Below are 17,247 nucleotides of genomic sequence, written 5' to 3'. Positions count from 1 at the left end.
AACTCAAGTGGTAGCGCAACAGGAACGGGAGTGATCGTGGGAAAACTCGACGGCAAGGTCGCGGTGATCACCGGTGCGACGACCGGTATGGCGTTGGCCGGCGCCAAGTTGTTCGTCGACGAAGGCGCGCACGTGTTCATCTCGGGTCGCCGGAGGGACGCGCTAGACCAAGCGGTCGAACGCATTGGTCGCAACGTGACCGGCGTGCAGGGTGATGCGGCCGACCTCGACGACCTGGACCGTCTGTTCGACACGGTGAAGCAAGAAAAAGGCGCGATCGATGTGCTGTGGGCGAGTGCCGGGACGGGCGAGCAGAGTGCCCTTGGTGAGATCACCGAGGAGCATTTCCATGCCGCCTTTTGGTTGAACGCACGTGGCACGCTGTTCACGGTCCAGAAGGCGCTGCCGTTGTTCAACGACGGCGGCTCGATCTTCATGACCGGGTCGAACGCCTCGCTGAGGGGCTATCCCAATTGGAGTGTGTATTCCGCCAGTAAGGCCGTGCTGCCGGCCTATGCGCGCGTGTGGGTATCGGAGTTGCGGGACAGAAACATTCGGGTCAATGTGCTGACCCCGGGTCAGGTCGCCACTGCCAAACAAGAGGAGTTGTTCGACGAGGAGACGAAGGCGCAGTTCGAGTCGCTGATCCCACGCGGCAAGATGGGCCGTCCCGAGGAAATCGCCTCTGCCGCGCTGTTTCTCGCCTCGGACGACTCGAGCTACGTCAACGGCATGGAGCTGGTTGTCGACGGCGGAACGACGGCGGTCTGAGCGCTGCGCCGCCCGCATCCGGCTGTCGGACCCGCTCACTTGACGAATCGCCGACCGAACCGCCAAACAGGTCGGCGCGGGTGAGGCAAGTGAAAGAAGACGACAAGGAGTAATCATGACCACCGTGGCCCCCCACCGTGAGACCGTGGAAGCGTTCGTCGACTGCATGCACGGCGGCGGCGGCGACGCGCTTTCCGGCCTCCTTGCCGGAGACGTCGTGCTGTCCGGACCTCTCAACGCGGAACCACTGACCGGCCGCAAGGCGGTGCTGGACGCTATTCGGGCCCTCAGCACCGTCGCGACCGATCTCGCCTACGAGGAGATCCTCAGTGGGTCGACGCACCACGCCGCCCGGTTCCGGCTGCGGATCGACGACACCGTAGTCGACGGTGTGGACTTCTTCCGGCTCGATGAGGACGGCAACATCGGCGAGATAACGATATGGTGGCGACCGCTACCCGCCGGCGTCGAGATGCAGGGGCGCGTTGCGGGTGTTCTTGGCATGCAGCCTTGGACGCTGCTGACGGGCGTGCAGTGACGTTGCGCCGCAACACTTTCCCGACCATGGACGTCGGCCGCACCGAGGAGGGCTCGGCGGCAGGCTAGGGGGCGAATACGTCAACTTACTGGGTGGCGGACGCCGTGCGCGGCGGTCGGAATCGGTCCCCCGTTCGGTCGATGGACGATTAGGCTGTCCCCCAGATCGGAGGAGGCGCGGATGACCGTTGAGCGATCGAGAACCCTCGGGGTGTTGCGGTGACGCCGCCCCGGCGCAAGCCGCCTCAACCCGAACCGGTTTGGCTCGACGACGATCAACAGCGGGCTTGGCGTCAGATCCTGTCGCTCATCATGGAACTCCCGGCGGCCTTGGAAAGCGATCTGCAGCGCACCACCGGATTGACGACATTCGAGTACCTCGTGTTGGCCAATCTCTCCGAGGCCGACCGACGGACACTGCGGATGTCGGAGCTCGCCTCGCGGGCCAACTCTTCGTTGTCGCGGTTGTCGCACGTGATTCGGCGCCTGGAAAGCAACGACCTGGTAGAAAAGCGAGTGTGTCCTGATGACGCCAGAGTGAGCGTCGTCGAGCTCACCAAAGCGGGAATGAAGAGGGTCGTCGACGCGGCACCCGTGCACGTCGCCAAGGTGCGCGAGTTGGTGGTGGAACCGTTGACCAAGGCGGACCTGATGCAGCTCGGCAGAGCGGCCGAGGCCATCACCGACCGGATTGCCGAGCGCAGCTAGCCGCGGCGGTATGCCGATGCCGGGCGAACCACTCGGATGCGGCGAAAGACGCGGCAGCTCGACGGCGAGGCGGAAGTTGCAGGGCCGACGCTCAGCGACGCTTTTTCGGAAAACGTTGTGAATTCGACATGTTCGATGTCGGTCACCGCGACAGGGCTGCCGGCGCACCTCCTACATCTGAGTTGCAAAGAACTACTCAGGGTGTTAGCGTCGCACTGGTTACCGAGCGAGAGGACCAAACTATGCCGATGATCGACGCCTTCATCCCCGCAAACACTCTCGAGCCTGACGCCGAAAAAGAGCTCGTGCGCAAGGTGACCGACCTGATGGTCGGCCACGAGTTACGTCGCATCGTGGACCTGATGGACGATCCGGCGGAGGTGAAAGCCAGCCATGCACGCGCCATGGAAGTGGCATGGCTGTTCGTGCACCGTACCGACACATACGTCGCCGGTCAGTCGACGACGGCACCGTTCTACAAATTCCACGTCAGCGTCCCGGAAGGCCAGGCCGACATGACGTTTCGCGAGTCGATCGTCCCCGACATCACCCGCGCGGTGGCCTCGGCGGAAAACGGCAAATGGCGGCACGTCGCCGCCCGCGTGTGGGTGTTCGTCCACGAGGTGCCGGACGGGAGCTGGGGCGCGGGCGGCGCACAATTCTCGATCGGACGCATCGTGGGCTACGTTGCCCCCGGCCTGGCCGGACAGGCCGAAGAGCGTCTCGAAACCCAGCGCCGTGAAGAGGCGCGCGCGACGGTGAGGCTGGCGTCGGGTGAGGCGTCCACGGTATGAATTCCCGACTGCAGCTGCAGGTTTACAGCTGACCGGCCCGCGAGCTGGCCGGCGGCGAGGGCACTTTCTCGCCAGTTACCTCGACGCTCATCTTTGGCCCCTGAGAGGCGCTCCTCGTTGACGCGCAGTTCGTCGACGACGGCATCGATGTGGGTGAACGTGATGCGCGAGCGCTGTCCGGGTCACGGAAATTTGACGACCCTCGTCGCGTCCGCGGCGTCGGCAGTGCGCAAGGACCGCGTTGTCCAACGATGAAGATCGCCGGGTCGAGAATCCGACGCCGTCCCGGGCCGGGGCGCCGCCAAGTCACGATTTGTCGCCGCGGCATTGCAGACGATCGCGACGGCTGGCCGCCCCGATCGTCAACCCGCACGCCGCGCGCCCGGCCCCGGCCTGGGAACGGTGTCGCGGGCGGTCAGTCCTGTGTGGTTGGCCGAACAACGGAGATCGGCCTTGACGAGTTGGCCGCAGTCTCGATGGGTGATTTCCACGGCAGGGCCCTCGGGGTCGGCCACCCAGCGGTCGCCCCATTGCATCAGCGCGACCAGCGCGGGGAACAGATCGATACCCGCCTCGGTCAGGCGGTATTCGTTGCGCTGACGGGCACCGGGCTCCTGGTATGGCGAACGCTGCAGCAGGCCGTGTTCAACCAGCGTATTGAGCCGGTCGGTCAAAAGGTTTCGGGCGCATCCGATGCCGGCGTGAAACTGCTCGAAGCGACGCGCTCCGTAATACGCCTCGCGCAGCACCAAAAACGTCCACTTCTCGCCGACGATCTCCAACGTGCGCTTGGCCGAGCAGTTCTCGCCGCTCCACTGTGAACGATCGAAATCCATGGCGGTAGTCTAGCTAAGTTTAAGATCGCTATCGAGCTACGCGGGTGGCGGCGACACCGACGGCGGAGGAATCCATGAGGGCACTGCACTTCATCGCCAAGCGGACCATCGAATGGCGAGAACATCCCGACCCGCAGATCGAGGCGGCGACTGAGGCGAGCGACGAGCGCGACCGGCGTTGCGCTGCTACGCCACCCATCAGCCCTACTGGTATGTGCGAGCGCTGCAAGGCATCCCGGACGGACGACACCGTCGACTCGACGTGCCGCAATTCCGGCCGTTATCGCCGCGGCAGGTGCTGAATCTCGCTCAGCTCCGTCGCCCGGCCGAACAGGTGGCCTTGCGCGAGCCCACATCCGGCCGCGAAAACGGTCTGGGCCTGCTCCGCGGTTTCGATCCCTTCCGCAATCACGCTGAGGCCCAGCGCTTTACACAGTCCCATCACCGAGCGATACAGCGTGAGATTTCGACTGGGCTCGACGCCCATCGCCAATCCGCGGTCCAGTTTCACGATTTGAACCGGTAGCTCGTGCAGATACGTCAGCGAGTTGTATCCCGCACCGAAGTCGTCCAAAGCCACCCTGACGCCCAGATCGTTCAGGCGCCGAATCGCCGCCGCACCCTCGAAGAGATCAACGACGGGAACCGTTTCGGTGATCTCCAGGACGACCCGTTGCGGGGACAGGCCGTGGCGGGCCAGGGTGCGGCTGATGAGCCGTTCCAAGTCCGAGCTGCCCAAGCGGGCGGCTCCGATGTTGACATGGACGTCGACCGCGAGGCCGGACGCCTGGATATCCGCACATGCCTGGTCGAGCACCAGCGCGTCGAGCTCCGCCCCCAGACCGTTGGCTTCGGCCAGCGAGACAAAGGTTTGGGGAGGAATGTGAATCCCGCTGGGAGTGGTCCAGCGGGCAAGCGCCTCCACGGCGACCGGGGTGCCCTGTGGTAGGCCGACGATCGGTTGGTAGCGAAGCCTAAAGCCTTGGGGCGCGTGACCTTTCGCCTGCCTGAGCGCGGTGGGAAAGTCCTCGATTACGCTGAACGCCGGCCGGTAGACCACCGCGGTATCCTTGCCTAGCCGCTTTCCGGTGTACATCGAGATATCGGCCTGCCGGAGAAGATCGTCGGAGGTCTGCCGCACCCCATCGGTGGCGGGACTGACCAACCCCATACTGGCGCGCACCCGCACCGAAGTGCCGTGTATCGAGAAGGGGCCGCGAAGCGCCACTCGTAGTCGATCGGCGACCAGCTCGGGCGCCGCCACGACACCGGCGATGAGGATCGCGAATTCGTCGCCGCCGATGCGGGCCAGTGTGTCCTCGGCGCGAAGGCAACTGCGCAGCCGCGCGCTGACCGCGCACAGCAACTCGTCACCGGCGGCATGTCCGAATCGGTCATTGACCTCTTTGAAGTCGTCGATGTCGACGAAGATCAACACGAAGGGCCCGTCGCGTATCGCGTCATCCAGCCGCTGAGCCAATAGCAATCGATTGGGCAGGTCGGTCAGCGCATCGTGGTGCGCTTGATGGGTCAGTCGCTGTTTTGCCTCGATGAGCTGTTTGGTGAGCGTGCGCTGCACCCGCATCGCCACCCAGTACCGGGTCGACACGAGCACCGCCATCGCGACGTAGGTACCGATGAACGTGGGGTCGACGCGGCGTCCGATGAGTTCGTGAAATGTGACCAGAGCGGTGCTGCCCATGAACCCGACGTAGGGCAGGGTGAGCTGCGCCCAGTTGGTGGGCGTCTCTTCGCCGGACTCTGCGACAGGTCGGGCACCGAAATCCGCGAGGCTCCACGCGATGAGCAGCGGAGCGAGGACAAACCCGGTGCCGACCCAGAGGTCCAGCCGCGTCACTTCCACGCTGCGGAGGTAGGCCAGCAGGCGGTCCGACGAGGCCAGGGTCATGACCGCTCCCGCGAGCAGCACGTAATTGGTCCGCCCCGGCCGATCGAGCGGGTACCACATGGCCACGAGAACAGCGGTCACCACCACGACCAGCTCGACCGCTGCGATACCGACCACGACTGGAGCGTTGGTCGACCGCGGCAGCGCGGCGCCGTGCATGGCCCCCAACCGAGCCACATAGACCAGGTGAAAGAACGCCAATGCTGCCAACGTTCCGTCCAGGCCGACGGTGACGATGCCCTGCCGGCCCCGCAGCGCCGGGCCCGCCCCATGGCCGGATCGGACGAGGCACACCAGCGCCACCGCGAACAGCAGTCCCGCCACGAAATAGCCGACGACGGCCGCTATCGGCGCGGTGGCACCGTCATCGGCTATCCGGACCGGTTGGGAGACAGCCTCGGCGGCAAGGAATACCGCGATTGCGGCGAGCAAGCTGACTCGCCACCACCGCGCCAAGCCGCGCACCCGCCGAACGACGCGAAGCCCGACCAGCATTGCGGCGACGCACACGGTCGCTTCGAGACCGAACTGTGCCCGCTGCGCCATCGCGGTCCCCCACAGGCCGAGCGCATTGAACGCTGCCGTAACGACGACCACAGCAGACAGCGCGCCGCAGAAGCGGCGGCTCAGAAACGACAACGCGCCCCCTCAAGCCCGCGGTAGATCGTGCACATCCTGGCAGAACGGCGCGGCACCGGGACCGTTATCGGCAGATCAGGGAATTCCGTACCGCCGCGCGCAGCCGCGCCGCCGGCATCCTTGGCTCGGTGAACCGCGACGCAGCGCCCTAAGCCTGTGGCAGGATCGGGCCGTGACCGCCGGGGGCGTGCGAAAACCGATCGCCGGCAGCCGCAACTGTGTGCGGGGGTGGGTGTCCCTGCTGCTCGTCGCAGGCTTTGCCACGGGCTGCACCGCAATCGTCGGCGGGGCGGCGCGGCCCGCGCCGGGCCTCGTCCCCCGTCCGCTCACCGGCCGGGAGGTCGAACGGGCCCTTCTCGACAACGCGGAGTTGAACCGAGCTTTCGGGCAATCGTTCAAGACCGATCCCGATCAGCCCGGGGGTTTCGGCGGTAGCGAGCTTCTGCAGGAGAACGCCCAGACGCCTCCCGATTGCGGCGGCGTGGTCGATCCGCTCCTCAAGGACAGCTATGCGGGTTCGGAGGTGCGGGCGGTTGCCACCAGCGATTGGATGTATTCCAGCCCGAACCCCGCGGCGATCGCCGTGCAGGAGGCGGTAGTGGCGTTGCCCGACGCACGGGCAGCCGACGCCGCATTCAGCGCGTTGGCCCGTCGCTGGCGTTCGTGCGGCGGTGCGACGATGACCATCGGCGGTGACCCCAACTTCACCTCCCGCGTCGGCTCCATCGCCGAAAAGAATTCGGTGCTCTCCGCCCCGATCGACGACATCAGCAGTTACATGACGATGCCGGAAGCGCGAGCCGTCGGTGTGCGGGTCAATTGCCTCCTGGAAGTGAAAGTCGTCTATTACGCCAGCGCGGACCGTGACGGCTCGTCTGCCCACACCGCCACCGCCGTCGACGTCGCCCAGTTGCTGATGGGAAAGGTCAGCTCTCTGACGTGAATAGGCCGCGCATGGTGACGAGGCGCCGCAAAGAGGGTGACGGTGTCCGCGTGGTGTCCGCTACGCCGTAGGAACGTGCCCCGCGATCTTCTGGGCGATTTCAGCGCCCCGCTGACCGACGTCATCGGCGCAAGCGCTCACGTCGATGACGATGTTGTTGGCTGCCGTCAACGCCCGTTGGCACGCCCATCCGCGCCCGTTTTCCTGGGTCCGCGTGATCGTCAGGACGCCGTCGCGGGCGGTGGCCTTACTTAGCTCCCAGTAGTGGGGACCGGTATCCCCGGGGTCATGAAGATCGACACGCCGGTTGTCGCATCGTGACCAGCTGGTCACCTGGCCGGCGTAGAAGTTGTTGGCGCCGAGCGCTTCTGGGAACGCGATCACGGCCTGATAGGCGATATGGTCGGCGTTGTCACGGCGGTCCTTGAGTACCTCTTCGCGCATGGCGGTCCATCCGCTGCCTTGGTAGTTGTAGTCCTGCGCTTCTGCCCACACCAGGCATCCGTCGTCGAGCGGGGCATTGGTGTACATCGTCTTTCGGGAGTCGACGACCTCCAGGCGGGCACCCATGATGGCGTCGAAATCGCGGTTGTCGAGCAGCAAACCCGATAGTGCGGACGCCGGCAACGGCCGGGGAGCGTGCCCGAGCGTCGGTGCCGCGACACCCCTGCCGACAGTGGTAACCGTGCATCCCGTCACGACGGCACTCCACGCGATTACTAGCAGCGCCTGCCATGACGTCGCTGTCCGCTTCACAACCTCCACCCCCACGCCGCTGCATTCTCAACTCGGCACTTTATTGTCGACCCACGATGCCTGGTGCACGATGTGTTTCGGTGAGCCGGCCGGTCGATGACTCGCAGAACGGCTAGGTGGTCAGGGCTGGTGGCTGCGCCGGGGAGCACCCGGCAACCCGACGCGCTCGAGGGAGCCCGGAATGACCGTGTGGACGCCTGGCGCGACGCTGTTCGGCAGAATCCTGCTCGCCTTCTGCGCAGCGGCGTGGGGACTGGCTGCCGACGTGTGCGGCGAACAATCTCGCGCCGACACCGCGTCGGTCTACCACTTCTCCTGCGCGTGGGCCTCGTTGACGGCCGATTTCGCTGATCGCGACAACCTGCCGCAATCGCCGGATCCCCCGGCCGAGTGGTACCGCACCGACGCCGACGGCCGCTACGTCAATCACGGATGGGGGCCGAACGCCAACGCCCTGCCGGCACCGGCCGTCCCGCAAGGTGCGGGCTGCGATTCCGCGACATGGCGGCGCGAACGCATCGTCGCGGTGTCCCTGCGCTACGTCAATACGCCCGGTAACCCGCTGGCGCTGCAGTATCGGCATCACCACATCCCCGGGTGGGACCCCTCCTTCGCGACCTACGCGGGCGCCGCCCCGGAGAATCTGGACCCGGACGCCCCGCCCGACTCGACCGCCTGGGCCGCCGGGGCCGGCCTGGACTGTTCCAACTTCACCGCCTGGGTCTACAACTACGGCCTCGGAATCAAGTTCGGCGGCAATGTGCATCGGCAGTGGGAGGGAACCGCCGGCCCGATGGGCCTGCGGATCTCCGCGGCGGGCCCGTTCGAACCCGGCGATCTGATATTCCTGCACCCGAACGGCGACCAGAGCCAGGCATCGCATGTGGTCATCTACATCGACGAGGAACACATCATCGACAGCCGGGTCAGTGCCCAAAGCCTGGCCGGGGTGCAGGTTCGCCAGCGTCGCGGCTGGTATCGCGACGCCGTTCTTGGCGCCTGGCGTCCGATCGACTGACGCAAGCCAGCGTTGTCGTCGGCGGGCGCCGGTGAAAGCGAACGCTTCTGCTTGAGGAATCGTCCTCAAGGTGAGTAGCTGAACAGAGCTGCGCCCGCGCCTGAATGGAGTGACCATGACCGAGCCCGCCTTTCCCGACGTGCGGTGGGGCCGCGACCCCGGCCCCGCCGTCATGAAAGTAATCACCGGGTTTCTCGGATCGAAAGGCGGCGCCTGGCTCCTGCGTCACTTCACGTCAGTTGACGCTAGGGTCCTGCGGAACACCGCGGGCCGGCGTACCCTGCTGGGGCCGTTCGGGGTTCCCCTGCTGCTGCTCACCACCACCGGGCGAAAGTCGGGACGCCCCCGCCAAATCGCCCTGACCTACCTGCGCGAGGGCGACCGCCTGTTCGTCGTCGGCAGTAACTTCGGCCAATCGCAGCACCCCGCGTGGACGGCCAACCTGCTCGCTGAACCGAACGCCACCGTCGCCATCGGGGGTCAGGAAATCCCGATTCGCGGAACGCAACTCGCGGGCGCCGAGGCGGATCGCATCTATCAGGAATTCGTCAGTTACGCGGGCAACTACGGCGCCTACCGGGACCGCGCCCGCCGCGAAATCCGCGTCTTCGCGTTGGCACGGCGGTAGCCGTCGAGCGGCGCGGTCAGCGGGCTTGTCACCAAGGCAGCTCTGAGTGGCTGTTGACGAAGCTCCCGGTTGGGCCGTCGGCACCGATCTGGGCCATCCTGACGATCGCCTCGGCGCCCTCGGCCACTGTCTGGGTGCCCGTGTTGCCGTTCAAGTCCGTTTTGGTGAATCCGGGGTCCACCGCGTTGATCCGGATATGCGGCAACGCCTTGGCGTACTGCACCGTGATCATGTTCAACGCGGCCTTCGACGCCGGATAGGCCACTCCGGGATACAAATCCGGCGGAGCGGGCGCCAACAGCGCCACCGATCCCAGGCCGCTGCTGACGTTGACCACCACCGGTGCGGCGGACCTCTCGAGCAGGGGAAGGCACGCGTGCAACATGCGCACCGTGCCGAACACGTTGGTTTCGAACGTCTTTCGCACCACCTCGGCGGTGACGTCGCGCGGACCGATGATCGCGTTACCGTCGGCGCGTTCCTCCACGGCCGCGTTGTTGATCAGTACGTCCAGGCCCCCGTCGGCTTCGATGACCTGAACCGCGGCCCGAACCGATGCCTCGTCGGTGATGTCCAACTGGATGGCTCGCCCGCCCACCTGCTCTGCGGCTTGGTGGCCGCGCCGAAGATCGCGACTGCCGAGGTACACCGAGTGCCCAGCCGCCGCCAACTGTCGAGCGGTTTCCAGGCCGATACCTTTGTTGGCACCTGTGATGAGTGTTGTCGTCATGCGTCTACCGTGCGCCGGGGCTCGGTACCCTTGCCAGCCGCCTCGTCTTCCTAGGATTGCGAATACCAGGACGTCGCGAGGCGACAGGCGCACAGTAGAGGCATGGCGACCGCGGAATTCGGGCTGGCCCTGCGGCGATACCGCGACCGGGTGAGCCCGCAGGACGCGGGGCTTGCGGTCGGGGGGCGTCGACGCGCCAAGGGCTTACGCCGCGAGGAACTGGCCCAGTTGGCCGGGATCTCGGTGGACTACATCACGCGTCTGGAACAGGGCCGGGCCGTCAATCCGTCAGCGCAGGTCATCGAGGCGCTCGCTCGTGCGTTGCGGCTGTCGGCTCCCGAACGGGGCCGACTGTTCAACCTGGCCGGTCGGGTGCCCCCCGGCCAGGGCACTGTGCCGGCGTATATCCCGCCCGGGGTGCAGCGGATGCTCGACCGGCTCCGTGAGACGCCGGTGGCCGTCTTCGACGCCGCGATGACACAGCTGGTGGCCAGCCCGCTTTACATGGCGCTGATGGGCGAACACGTCGGCGATGAGCGTAATGCGGTGTGGCGCAATTTCGTTGGGGCGCCCGGCCGGGTGCGGCATACGGCGGAGTCGCTGCTCGAGCTGCGGGCCGCTCAGGTTTCGACGCTGCGTGCGACCGCCCAACGCTACCCCGCCGACCAGAACGTCCGGCGACTCATTGACGAACTGCGTGCGCGAAGCGAGCTGTTCACCGAATTATGGGACGCCGAGGTGGTTGCGCCGCACCAGCTTTCGTCTCACAAGATCATCGACCATCCGCAGGTCGGTGCAATCACCCTCGACTGCGATGTGTTGACGGTGCCCGGCGCTGACCTCACGATCATGGTGTACACCGCCGACCCGAGTTCCGATGATGCCGAAAGACTGGCGCTGCTCGCGGTCGTCGGGACTCAGCCGTTCGCCCGTTAGCTCTCGGCGCGTCAGACGCGGCCGGGAGCCGGCGGGTCACCGGCCGCGGGCCGCTCCGCGACCGTCGGCGGCGGTGGTATCTGCGGTGGCCCCCCGCTATAGATATCGAGGTAGGGCGCGGCGTAGGGGTTTCGCCACGGCCGCACGCCGGCGCGGCGCTTGCGGGCGTACGTGATGATTACGACGCCGCAGCCGACCACGAGAAAGCTCAGCAACAACACCTTGCCAATGAGCAGCAGCGTGTCCATGAGGGGATTTTAGCCGCGGCGGCGGTCATCGGGGTGTGAACGAAGGGACGCTGCCCGGCCGGCGGATGACCGGAGCGGCGCGCCCGGACGTCATTCCCGTTGGTACTGCTGGGGTCGGAGGAGTTCATGTGGCGGCTGTGACTGCGCCACCCCGAACCGTCCCCCGACACCCGACCCGGTGAACGCGGTTTGTCGTCCGCGTGCCCTATGTTGGACCGTCCGAGCTATGACCGACAGGAACGGAGGGCACGTGCTGGACGACGACACCACGCTGTCGCCTGCCGACCTGCTCGAGCTCAATCGCGGCCTCCAGGGCTCCCCCACGATCCGCCTCCTGGCCGCGCTCAACCTCAACCTTTACGCCAGCCTGATGGAGCGTCAGCTCAGCGGCGGCGTGGTGCCCGAGACCGACCTCGTCGTGCGCCTCGAGCGCGACCTGGCCGCGCTCGATCCGGCCGGCGAGCAGTCCGGGCTGGCGCTGATCAAGTCATGGGCCAGCCAAGGCTGGCTGCACCGGGTGGCCGACCAACGCTCCGGGATCGAGCGCAACCTGTGCTACCTGACCCAGGAGGCGCGCCGGGCGCTCGACTTCCTGCGCGGCATGCGGCGACAGGACACCATCGCGACCGGCGGCTCCATCAATGGCATCGCGGCGCGGCTCAAGCAGGTCGCCCTGCGGGTCGGCAACGACCCCTGCCGCGTCCGCGCCGGCATCGAGGCCGAAATCTGCGCGCTGCAAGCCGAACTCGATGCGCTCGATGACGCCGGACGCCCGGACGACCACGACGTCGACCTCACCGACGCCTACGATGAAGCCCACGCCATCGCCTTGCAGATGGAACGCCTGATCACCGACATCGGTCAGTACGGGACCATGATCGAGCGGGCCACCGCGGCCCTTGACGAGCCGATCGACAGCAACGTGGAGTACCGCGATCGGCAGCGTCGCATGTACGCCGACTACGAGGCCGCGTGGGATTCCCAGGGGCGCGACTCGCACCGCGCATTCCTGCGGATGATCAACGATCCCGACCACCGCGCCGAGTTCGAGGCCGATGTCGCCGCGGTCGCCGAAGCCCTGCCCGCCCTCGACCCGGCGCTGCGCAAGGTGATGGCCGGCTTCTTCGAGTTGGTCGGACACCAGATCGACGAGGTCGAACGCATCCAGCAGCGCTGCGCCCAACGCATCAAACGATTCACCGCCTTCGGTACCCTCGAACAGAGCCGCGGCGTGGCCCGTCAGCTCAACGAGGCTATCGGCGCCGCCCGCAACCTCCTGAAGTCCTCGCTGACCGATTCCCGGCTGGATATCGAGCTTCCCCTGGCCCGCCACGCCTTCACATCCGTTGGCGCGCTGAGCTTTCGGATTGGCGACCTCTCGAATCCCAAGCCCGCGCACGCGGCCGAGGGCGAGGTCGACCTGACCAGTTTCGCCGCCCTGACCACCCAGGTGGACGCGCCCGCGATGTCGGAGATGATCAATACGGCTATCGGCTCCGGTGCCGCGGTGTCGCTGCCGGACGCGGTGGCCATGCTCGAGTCGGCCTACCTCGGTCACATCATCGTGCTGTGGTCCTGGGCGCTCAAACAACCGGACTCCGGCACCGTGCCCGGATCGGCCACCGTGCGGTTCCGGTCACTCGACGGGCGCGACCGTGAGATGGAGGTGCCGCGCTTGCTGTTCACCGAACCGGTTTCCACCCCGCAAGGAGCGAGTGCATGACCGTCGATGAGATCGCGGACTACAGCGGCTTTTCGGCGCTGCCAGACGTCGACCAGACCGCGCGTGCGCCGCACCAGCGCCGGCCGCGCTTCGACGGCGACGTGTCCGAACTGCCCGACCGCGCCTGCTGGGCCTTACAGCAGCTGCTGACCCGCCGCTACCTCAGCGCCGAAACCGACCGCGACGTCTACACCTGGGTCCTGGAGTACCGGGCCCAGCTGTGCGTCAGGTTGTCCGAACTCGACCTGTTGCTCCGCGTCGTCGAGGGCGCGGACGTGGCGTTCGTCGAACAGGCCCGCTACGAATCCGCCAGGGGCGTCAAGCTGTTGCGCCGCGAACCGCTGGGCACCTACGACTCGATTCTGGCCCTGCACCTGGCGCAGATGATGCGCGCCTCCGGGGACCAGGCCGTGGTGATCAGTCGTGACGAGATGCACGGCTTGTTCTCCGGGGTTCTCAATGACGTCGACCGCGACACCGTCACGTTTTCGGGGCGCATCGACGGCGCCATCGCGCGGCTGGCGTCGTTGGAAATTCTGCGCAGGACCCGCGACGACGAGGACAGCTACACGGTCAGCCCGGTCATCAACGCCGTGATGACGGCCTCGGTGATCGCCGAGCTGCAGCAGCAGTTCGAGATCCTGTTGGGCGGCGGCGCCCCCGACGGGGCGGTTCTAGATGACGAGGGGGAAGCGGCCGATGACTGAACAGTTCCACCTGGCGCGCCTGCAGGTCGTCAACTGGGGCGTCTTCGACGGATACCATTCGATCCGGTTCAGCGAGGGCGGCGCACTGATCGCCGGCGCCTCCGGTAGCGGCAAATCGTCACTGCTGGACGCCATTTCGCTGGGCTTTCTGCCGTTCAACCGGCGCAACTTCAACGCCTCCGGTGACAACACCGCGGCGGGTTCGGGCGCCGGCCGACGCACCGTCGACAAATACGTACGCGGGGCGTGGGGGCAGCGCAGCGACGCCGGCACCAGCAAGGTCATGTACCTGCGGGGTGACGGCACCGCCTGGTCGGCGGTCGCCGTCACCTACCGCAGTACGACCGGTCGCACCGTCACCGGGCTCGTGCTCAAGTGGCTGACCGGTGAATCGCGATCGGATTCCTCGAGCCGATATGCGCTGGCCGACGGCGATCGTGACATCGAGGACGTGTGCAACCGGTGGGCGGCCGGCCGTTTCGATGCGGCGGTGTTCAAAGACGACTGGCGGTTCTCCACCAAGGTGGAGTCGCAATACCTCGCGCAGCTCTACGCCACCATCGGCATCCGCGCCTCCGACGCAGCCCAGCAGCTGCTCGGCAAGGCGAAGTCGTTGAAAAGCGTTGGCGGGCTGGAGCAGTTCGTCCGCGAGTTCATGCTCGACGAACCCGAAAGCCTGGCCCGGCTGCCCGAGGCGCTCAAGCAGATCGACCCGCTGGTGGAGGCTCGCGAGCTGCTGGCCGTCGCGCAACGCAAACGCAAGATCCTCGGCGACATCGAGAAGATCCAGCAGCGCTACGCCTCGGAGTCGTCCGATCTGGGCATCATCGACCTCGTCGATCAGCCGATGGTCCGCGCCCACACCGATCACGTTCGACTGGCCCAGTGCCCGGTTCAGATCGCATCGCTCGACGCCACCATCGACCAGCTCGGCAACGAATACGAAGACGTCACCCGCCAGCTCAATCTGGCCAAGGCCGAAGGTGATTCGCTGAACGCGCAGATCAGCGGGTCCAGCGCCAGCCTCGGGCCGCTGCAATCCCAGGTGGCCGCCGCCGAGGCGCAGGCCGAGCAGGTGGCGCGCCGACGCGGCGCCTACGAAGCGATGCTGAACGCGCACGGCCTCGACGCGCCCGACACCGCCGAGGAGTTCTGGAACCTGCGCGAGGAACTCGGCACTCGGGCAACGGAATTGCTCGCCAAACTGGATCGCGGCCGCGAAGCCTCGACCGACGCGGAGTACGCGCAGAAGGTCGCCCGCATCGCCCGCGACGACGCGGCCAAGGAACTCAGACGCGTCGAGCACGTCGGGTCGGCACTTCCGGAGTTCGCGTTAGCGATGCGCGAACACATCTGCGCCGCTGTCGGGACCGACCCCGGCGAGCTGCCCTACATCGCCGAGTTGATGGACCTGCGGCCCGAGCAGAGTCGCTGGCGCGTCGCCGTCGAGAAAGTGCTGCGCGGGGTGGGCCTGCGCTTGCTGGTCCCGGACACCCACTACGAGGCGGTGTTGCGGTTCGTCAACGACACCAACATGGGCGGGCGGCTGCAACTGCATCACGTCCGCGCCAGGTTGGTCGGTGCCGAAGTCACCGAGGCCGACCCGAACACGTTGGGCGGCAAGCTGTTCGTGGTTGACCCGGGCCACGACTGCGCGGCCGAGGCCGCCGACGTCATCGCCGCCGCGGGGGATCACGTGTGCGTGGACACGCCGGACCTGTTCCCTCGGTTCCGGCGCGCCGTGACCGACACCGGGCTGTACAAGGACTCCGAGCGACTGGCCATCAAGGACGACCGTCGCCCGCTCAAACAGTCCGATTACCTCTACCAGGGCGACGTCGCCGCCAAGATCGACGCGCTGACCGTGGAGCTGGCCAAGGCGGAGGAGGCGTTTCGCCGGGCCCGCAGCGTCGCCGATGACATCGCCGCCCAACGCCAGCAGTGGCGGGATCGCGTCGCCGCGTTCAAGGCGATCTGTGATCAGTTCGAGCAGTGGACCCACGTCGACACCGAAACCGCCGACGGGCATGCCGATCGGCTCCGCGAGCAGTTCGAGTTGCTGCTGGCCGACAATCCCGACATCGAGGCGCTCACCGCGCGCGCCGAGGAGTGCTGGGAGCAGATCCAGGCGCTGATGACCCGTCGCGGCGCCATCCAGACCCGCCGCGACGACCTCGACGCGCGCCGGACGCGTCTCCTCGAGTTGCAGGAGCGGCTCGCACCGGCCTTCGTGTCCGAACCGCTGACCGAGCTGCTCGATCGCTATGCCGCCGACATACCCGTGTCGCTGGACATGCTCAACCCCGAACCGCACCGCGACGCGGTGTTCACCGCAATCCGGCGCGAACGCGAACAACTCCGCGAGAGCCGCAGGCGCTCCTACGATGAGCTCGCGCGAATCCTCAACACGTTCGACACCGCGTTCCCCGACGCGATCCCCAACGACAGCGACGTGTTCGACGAACGCGTCCACGACTACGTCGCGTTGTGCCGCCATATCGACGAGCGGGAGCTGCCCGAGGCCTACGAGCGGATGCTGCGGCTGGTCACCGAGCAGGCGCCCGACGCCATCCTGACCCTGCACCGCGTCGCCGAGCAGGAGGCCCGACGCATCAGCGAACAGATCGAGCGCGTCAACACCGGGTTGGGCGCGGTGGAGTTCAATCGCGGTACCCGCCTCACCCTGCGTGCCACGTCGCGCAGCCTCACCGCGGTCGCCGAACTCACCGAGATCGTCCGTGCCATCTCGCGGCGCATCGCCGAGGTCGGCCTCGGTGACAAGCAGGCCATCCTGGACCAGTACGCCGACATCCTGCGGCTGCGCAATCGATTGGCCTCGACCGCACCGGAAGACAAGGCCTGGACTCGCGACGCCCTCGACGTCCGCAACCGGTTCACCTTCGACTGCGCCGAGTGGGATGTCAGCACCGGCGAGCTGATCCGGACCCACAGCAACGCCGGCGACAACTCCGGCGGGGAACAGGAGAAGCTGATGGCGTTCTGCCTCGCGGGGGCGCTGAGCTTCAACCTGGCCAACCCCGAAAGTGCGGACAACAGGCCGGTCTTCGCGCAGTTGATGCTCGACGAGGCGTTCTCCAAGTCCGACCCGCAATTCGCGCAGCAGGCGTTGCAGGCGTTCCGCAAATTCGGCTTCCAGCTGGTCATCGTCGCCACCGTGCAGAACGCCACCACCATTCAGCCCTACATCGACAGCGTGGTGATGGTGTCCAAACGCGAAGCGACCGGCCGCGGCGCCCGCCCCGTGGCGACCGTGACCACGAAGACGATCACGGATTTCACCGCCCTGCGCCACACGATGCGGGCCACCGCAACCGAGCGAGTGCCCGCCAGCGTGTGACCGCCC

The 17,247-nt window shown here is 66.8% G+C and carries 17 protein-coding genes; 12 read left to right on the top strand and 5 right to left on the bottom strand.

Features of this window, described 5'->3' with window-relative positions; genetic code table 11:
- The first annotated feature begins 36 nt into the window (after positions 1-36).
- The 4 genes from A5700_RS03035 (at position 37) to A5700_RS03020 (ending at position 2,810) form a co-directional block, all read left to right on the top strand.
- Positions 37-771, top strand: coding sequence for an SDR family NAD(P)-dependent oxidoreductase (locus A5700_RS03035; RefSeq protein ID WP_068074280.1), 735 nt, complete (start codon positions 37-39; stop codon positions 769-771).
- A 115-nt stretch (positions 772-886) separates the two neighbouring features.
- Entirely contained in the window at positions 887-1,309 is a 423-nt protein-coding gene (locus A5700_RS03030) for a nuclear transport factor 2 family protein (RefSeq protein WP_068074121.1), read from the top strand.
- Positions 1,310-1,527: 218 nt separating this feature from the next.
- On the top strand, positions 1,528-2,016 hold the full coding sequence (locus A5700_RS03025; protein WP_068074123.1) for a MarR family winged helix-turn-helix transcriptional regulator: 489 nt from the start codon (positions 1,528-1,530) through the stop codon (positions 2,014-2,016).
- A gap of 248 nt (positions 2,017-2,264) precedes the next feature.
- Entirely contained in the window at positions 2,265-2,810 is a 546-nt protein-coding gene (locus A5700_RS03020) for a tautomerase family protein (protein WP_156671049.1), read from the top strand.
- A gap of 362 nt (positions 2,811-3,172) precedes the next feature.
- Here the strand turns inward: A5700_RS03020 and A5700_RS03015 are convergent, their stop codons facing one another.
- Together A5700_RS03015 and A5700_RS03010 are read right to left on the bottom strand one after the other, a co-directional pair.
- On the bottom strand, positions 3,173-3,646 hold the full coding sequence (locus A5700_RS03015; protein ID WP_068074127.1) for a helix-turn-helix domain-containing protein: 474 nt from the start codon (positions 3,644-3,646) through the stop codon (positions 3,173-3,175).
- Between the two features lie 280 nt (positions 3,647-3,926).
- On the bottom strand, positions 3,927-5,714 hold the full coding sequence (locus tag A5700_RS03010) for a bifunctional diguanylate cyclase/phosphodiesterase (protein ID WP_231991364.1): 1,788 nt from the start codon (positions 5,712-5,714) through the stop codon (positions 3,927-3,929).
- A 27-nt stretch (positions 5,715-5,741) separates the two neighbouring features.
- Between A5700_RS03010 and A5700_RS26785 the strand changes: the two genes are divergently transcribed.
- Entirely contained in the window at positions 5,742-6,218 is a 477-nt protein-coding gene (locus tag A5700_RS26785) for a hypothetical protein (protein WP_231991362.1), read from the top strand.
- A 148-nt stretch (positions 6,219-6,366) separates the two neighbouring features.
- Positions 6,367-7,137 (top strand): sensor domain-containing protein, encoded by a 771-nt coding sequence (locus A5700_RS26475; protein ID WP_197502937.1) that lies wholly within the window; start codon positions 6,367-6,369, stop codon positions 7,135-7,137.
- A gap of 60 nt (positions 7,138-7,197) precedes the next feature.
- Here A5700_RS26475 and A5700_RS03000 read toward each other — a convergent pair whose 3' ends face one another.
- Positions 7,198-7,836, bottom strand: a complete 639-nt coding sequence (locus A5700_RS03000) for a sensor domain-containing protein (RefSeq protein ID WP_255377870.1) — start codon at positions 7,834-7,836, stop codon at positions 7,198-7,200.
- Between the two features lie 238 nt (positions 7,837-8,074).
- Between A5700_RS03000 and A5700_RS02995 the strand changes: the two genes are divergently transcribed.
- The gene (locus tag A5700_RS02995) at positions 8,075-8,911 is read left to right on the top strand and encodes an NlpC/P60 family protein (protein WP_068074131.1); all 837 of its coding nucleotides are present in this window, start codon (positions 8,075-8,077) and stop codon (positions 8,909-8,911) included.
- A 115-nt stretch (positions 8,912-9,026) separates the two neighbouring features.
- The gene (locus A5700_RS02990) at positions 9,027-9,539 is read left to right on the top strand and encodes a nitroreductase/quinone reductase family protein (RefSeq protein WP_068074133.1); all 513 of its coding nucleotides are present in this window, start codon (positions 9,027-9,029) and stop codon (positions 9,537-9,539) included.
- A 28-nt stretch (positions 9,540-9,567) separates the two neighbouring features.
- On the opposite strand, the gene A5700_RS02985 is transcribed toward A5700_RS02990, so the two are convergent.
- Positions 9,568-10,269, bottom strand: coding sequence for an SDR family NAD(P)-dependent oxidoreductase (locus A5700_RS02985; RefSeq protein ID WP_068074135.1), 702 nt, complete (start codon positions 10,267-10,269; stop codon positions 9,568-9,570).
- 102 nt (positions 10,270-10,371) lie between these two features.
- On the opposite strand from A5700_RS02985, the gene A5700_RS02980 reads away from it, so the two are divergent.
- Positions 10,372-11,205, top strand: coding sequence for a helix-turn-helix domain-containing protein (locus A5700_RS02980; protein WP_068074137.1), 834 nt, complete (start codon positions 10,372-10,374; stop codon positions 11,203-11,205).
- Between the two features lie 11 nt (positions 11,206-11,216).
- On the opposite strand, the gene A5700_RS02975 is transcribed toward A5700_RS02980, so the two are convergent.
- Positions 11,217-11,453, bottom strand: coding sequence for a hypothetical protein (locus A5700_RS02975; protein ID WP_068074139.1), 237 nt, complete (start codon positions 11,451-11,453; stop codon positions 11,217-11,219).
- A 226-nt stretch (positions 11,454-11,679) separates the two neighbouring features.
- Between A5700_RS02975 and A5700_RS02970 the strand changes: the two genes are divergently transcribed.
- The 3 genes from A5700_RS02970 to A5700_RS02960 are packed head-to-tail and all read left to right on the top strand — an operon-like array spanning position 11,680 to position 17,241.
- Positions 11,680-13,176: a DUF3375 family protein gene (locus A5700_RS02970; protein WP_068074141.1), complete on the top strand. Its 1,497-nt coding sequence runs from the start codon at positions 11,680-11,682 to the stop codon at positions 13,174-13,176.
- Entirely contained in the window at positions 13,173-13,883 is a 711-nt protein-coding gene (locus A5700_RS02965; RefSeq protein WP_068074143.1) for a DUF4194 domain-containing protein, read from the top strand. Before A5700_RS02970 ends, A5700_RS02965 begins: the two co-directional genes overlap by 4 nt.
- Entirely contained in the window at positions 13,876-17,241 is a 3,366-nt protein-coding gene (locus A5700_RS02960; protein ID WP_068074145.1) for an ATP-binding protein, read from the top strand. The genes A5700_RS02965 and A5700_RS02960 overlap by 8 nt, the downstream gene beginning before the upstream one ends.
- The last annotated feature ends 6 nt before the right edge of the window (positions 17,242-17,247 follow it).

Origin of the sequence: Mycobacterium sp. E1214 (genome assembly GCF_001666755.1) — a bacterium.
Classification (GTDB): Bacteria; Actinomycetota; Actinomycetes; order Mycobacteriales; family Mycobacteriaceae; genus Mycobacterium.
Note: the sequence above shows the minus strand (reverse complement) of the source record. Positions and strands in the feature narration are given on the sequence as shown.

Excerpts from the sequence above, each read along its gene's own strand:
- A5700_RS03030 (WP_068074121.1), top strand. The coding sequence starts at position 887 with ATGACCACCGTGGCCCCCCACCGTGAGACCGTGGAAGCGTTCGTCGAC.
- A5700_RS03020 (WP_156671049.1), top strand. The coding sequence starts at position 2,265 with ATGATCGACGCCTTCATCCCCGCAAACACTCTCGAGCCTGACGCCGAA.
- A5700_RS03015 (WP_068074127.1), bottom strand. The coding sequence starts at position 3,646 with ATGGATTTCGATCGTTCACAGTGGAGCGGCGAGAACTGCTCGGCCAAG.
- A5700_RS03010 (WP_231991364.1), bottom strand. The coding sequence starts at position 5,714 with ATGCACGGCGCCGCGCTGCCGCGGTCGACCAACGCTCCAGTCGTGGTC.
- A5700_RS02995 (WP_068074131.1), top strand. The coding sequence starts at position 8,075 with ATGACCGTGTGGACGCCTGGCGCGACGCTGTTCGGCAGAATCCTGCTC.
- A5700_RS02990 (WP_068074133.1), top strand. The coding sequence starts at position 9,027 with ATGACCGAGCCCGCCTTTCCCGACGTGCGGTGGGGCCGCGACCCCGGC.
- A5700_RS02985 (WP_068074135.1), bottom strand. The coding sequence starts at position 10,269 with ATGACGACAACACTCATCACAGGTGCCAACAAAGGTATCGGCCTGGAA.
- A5700_RS02980 (WP_068074137.1), top strand. The coding sequence starts at position 10,372 with ATGGCGACCGCGGAATTCGGGCTGGCCCTGCGGCGATACCGCGACCGG.
- A5700_RS02975 (WP_068074139.1), bottom strand. The coding sequence starts at position 11,453 with ATGGACACGCTGCTGCTCATTGGCAAGGTGTTGTTGCTGAGCTTTCTC.
- A5700_RS02970 (WP_068074141.1), top strand. The coding sequence starts at position 11,680 with ATGACCGACAGGAACGGAGGGCACGTGCTGGACGACGACACCACGCTG.
- A5700_RS02965 (WP_068074143.1), top strand. The coding sequence starts at position 13,173 with ATGACCGTCGATGAGATCGCGGACTACAGCGGCTTTTCGGCGCTGCCA.
- A5700_RS02960 (WP_068074145.1), top strand. The coding sequence starts at position 13,876 with ATGACTGAACAGTTCCACCTGGCGCGCCTGCAGGTCGTCAACTGGGGC.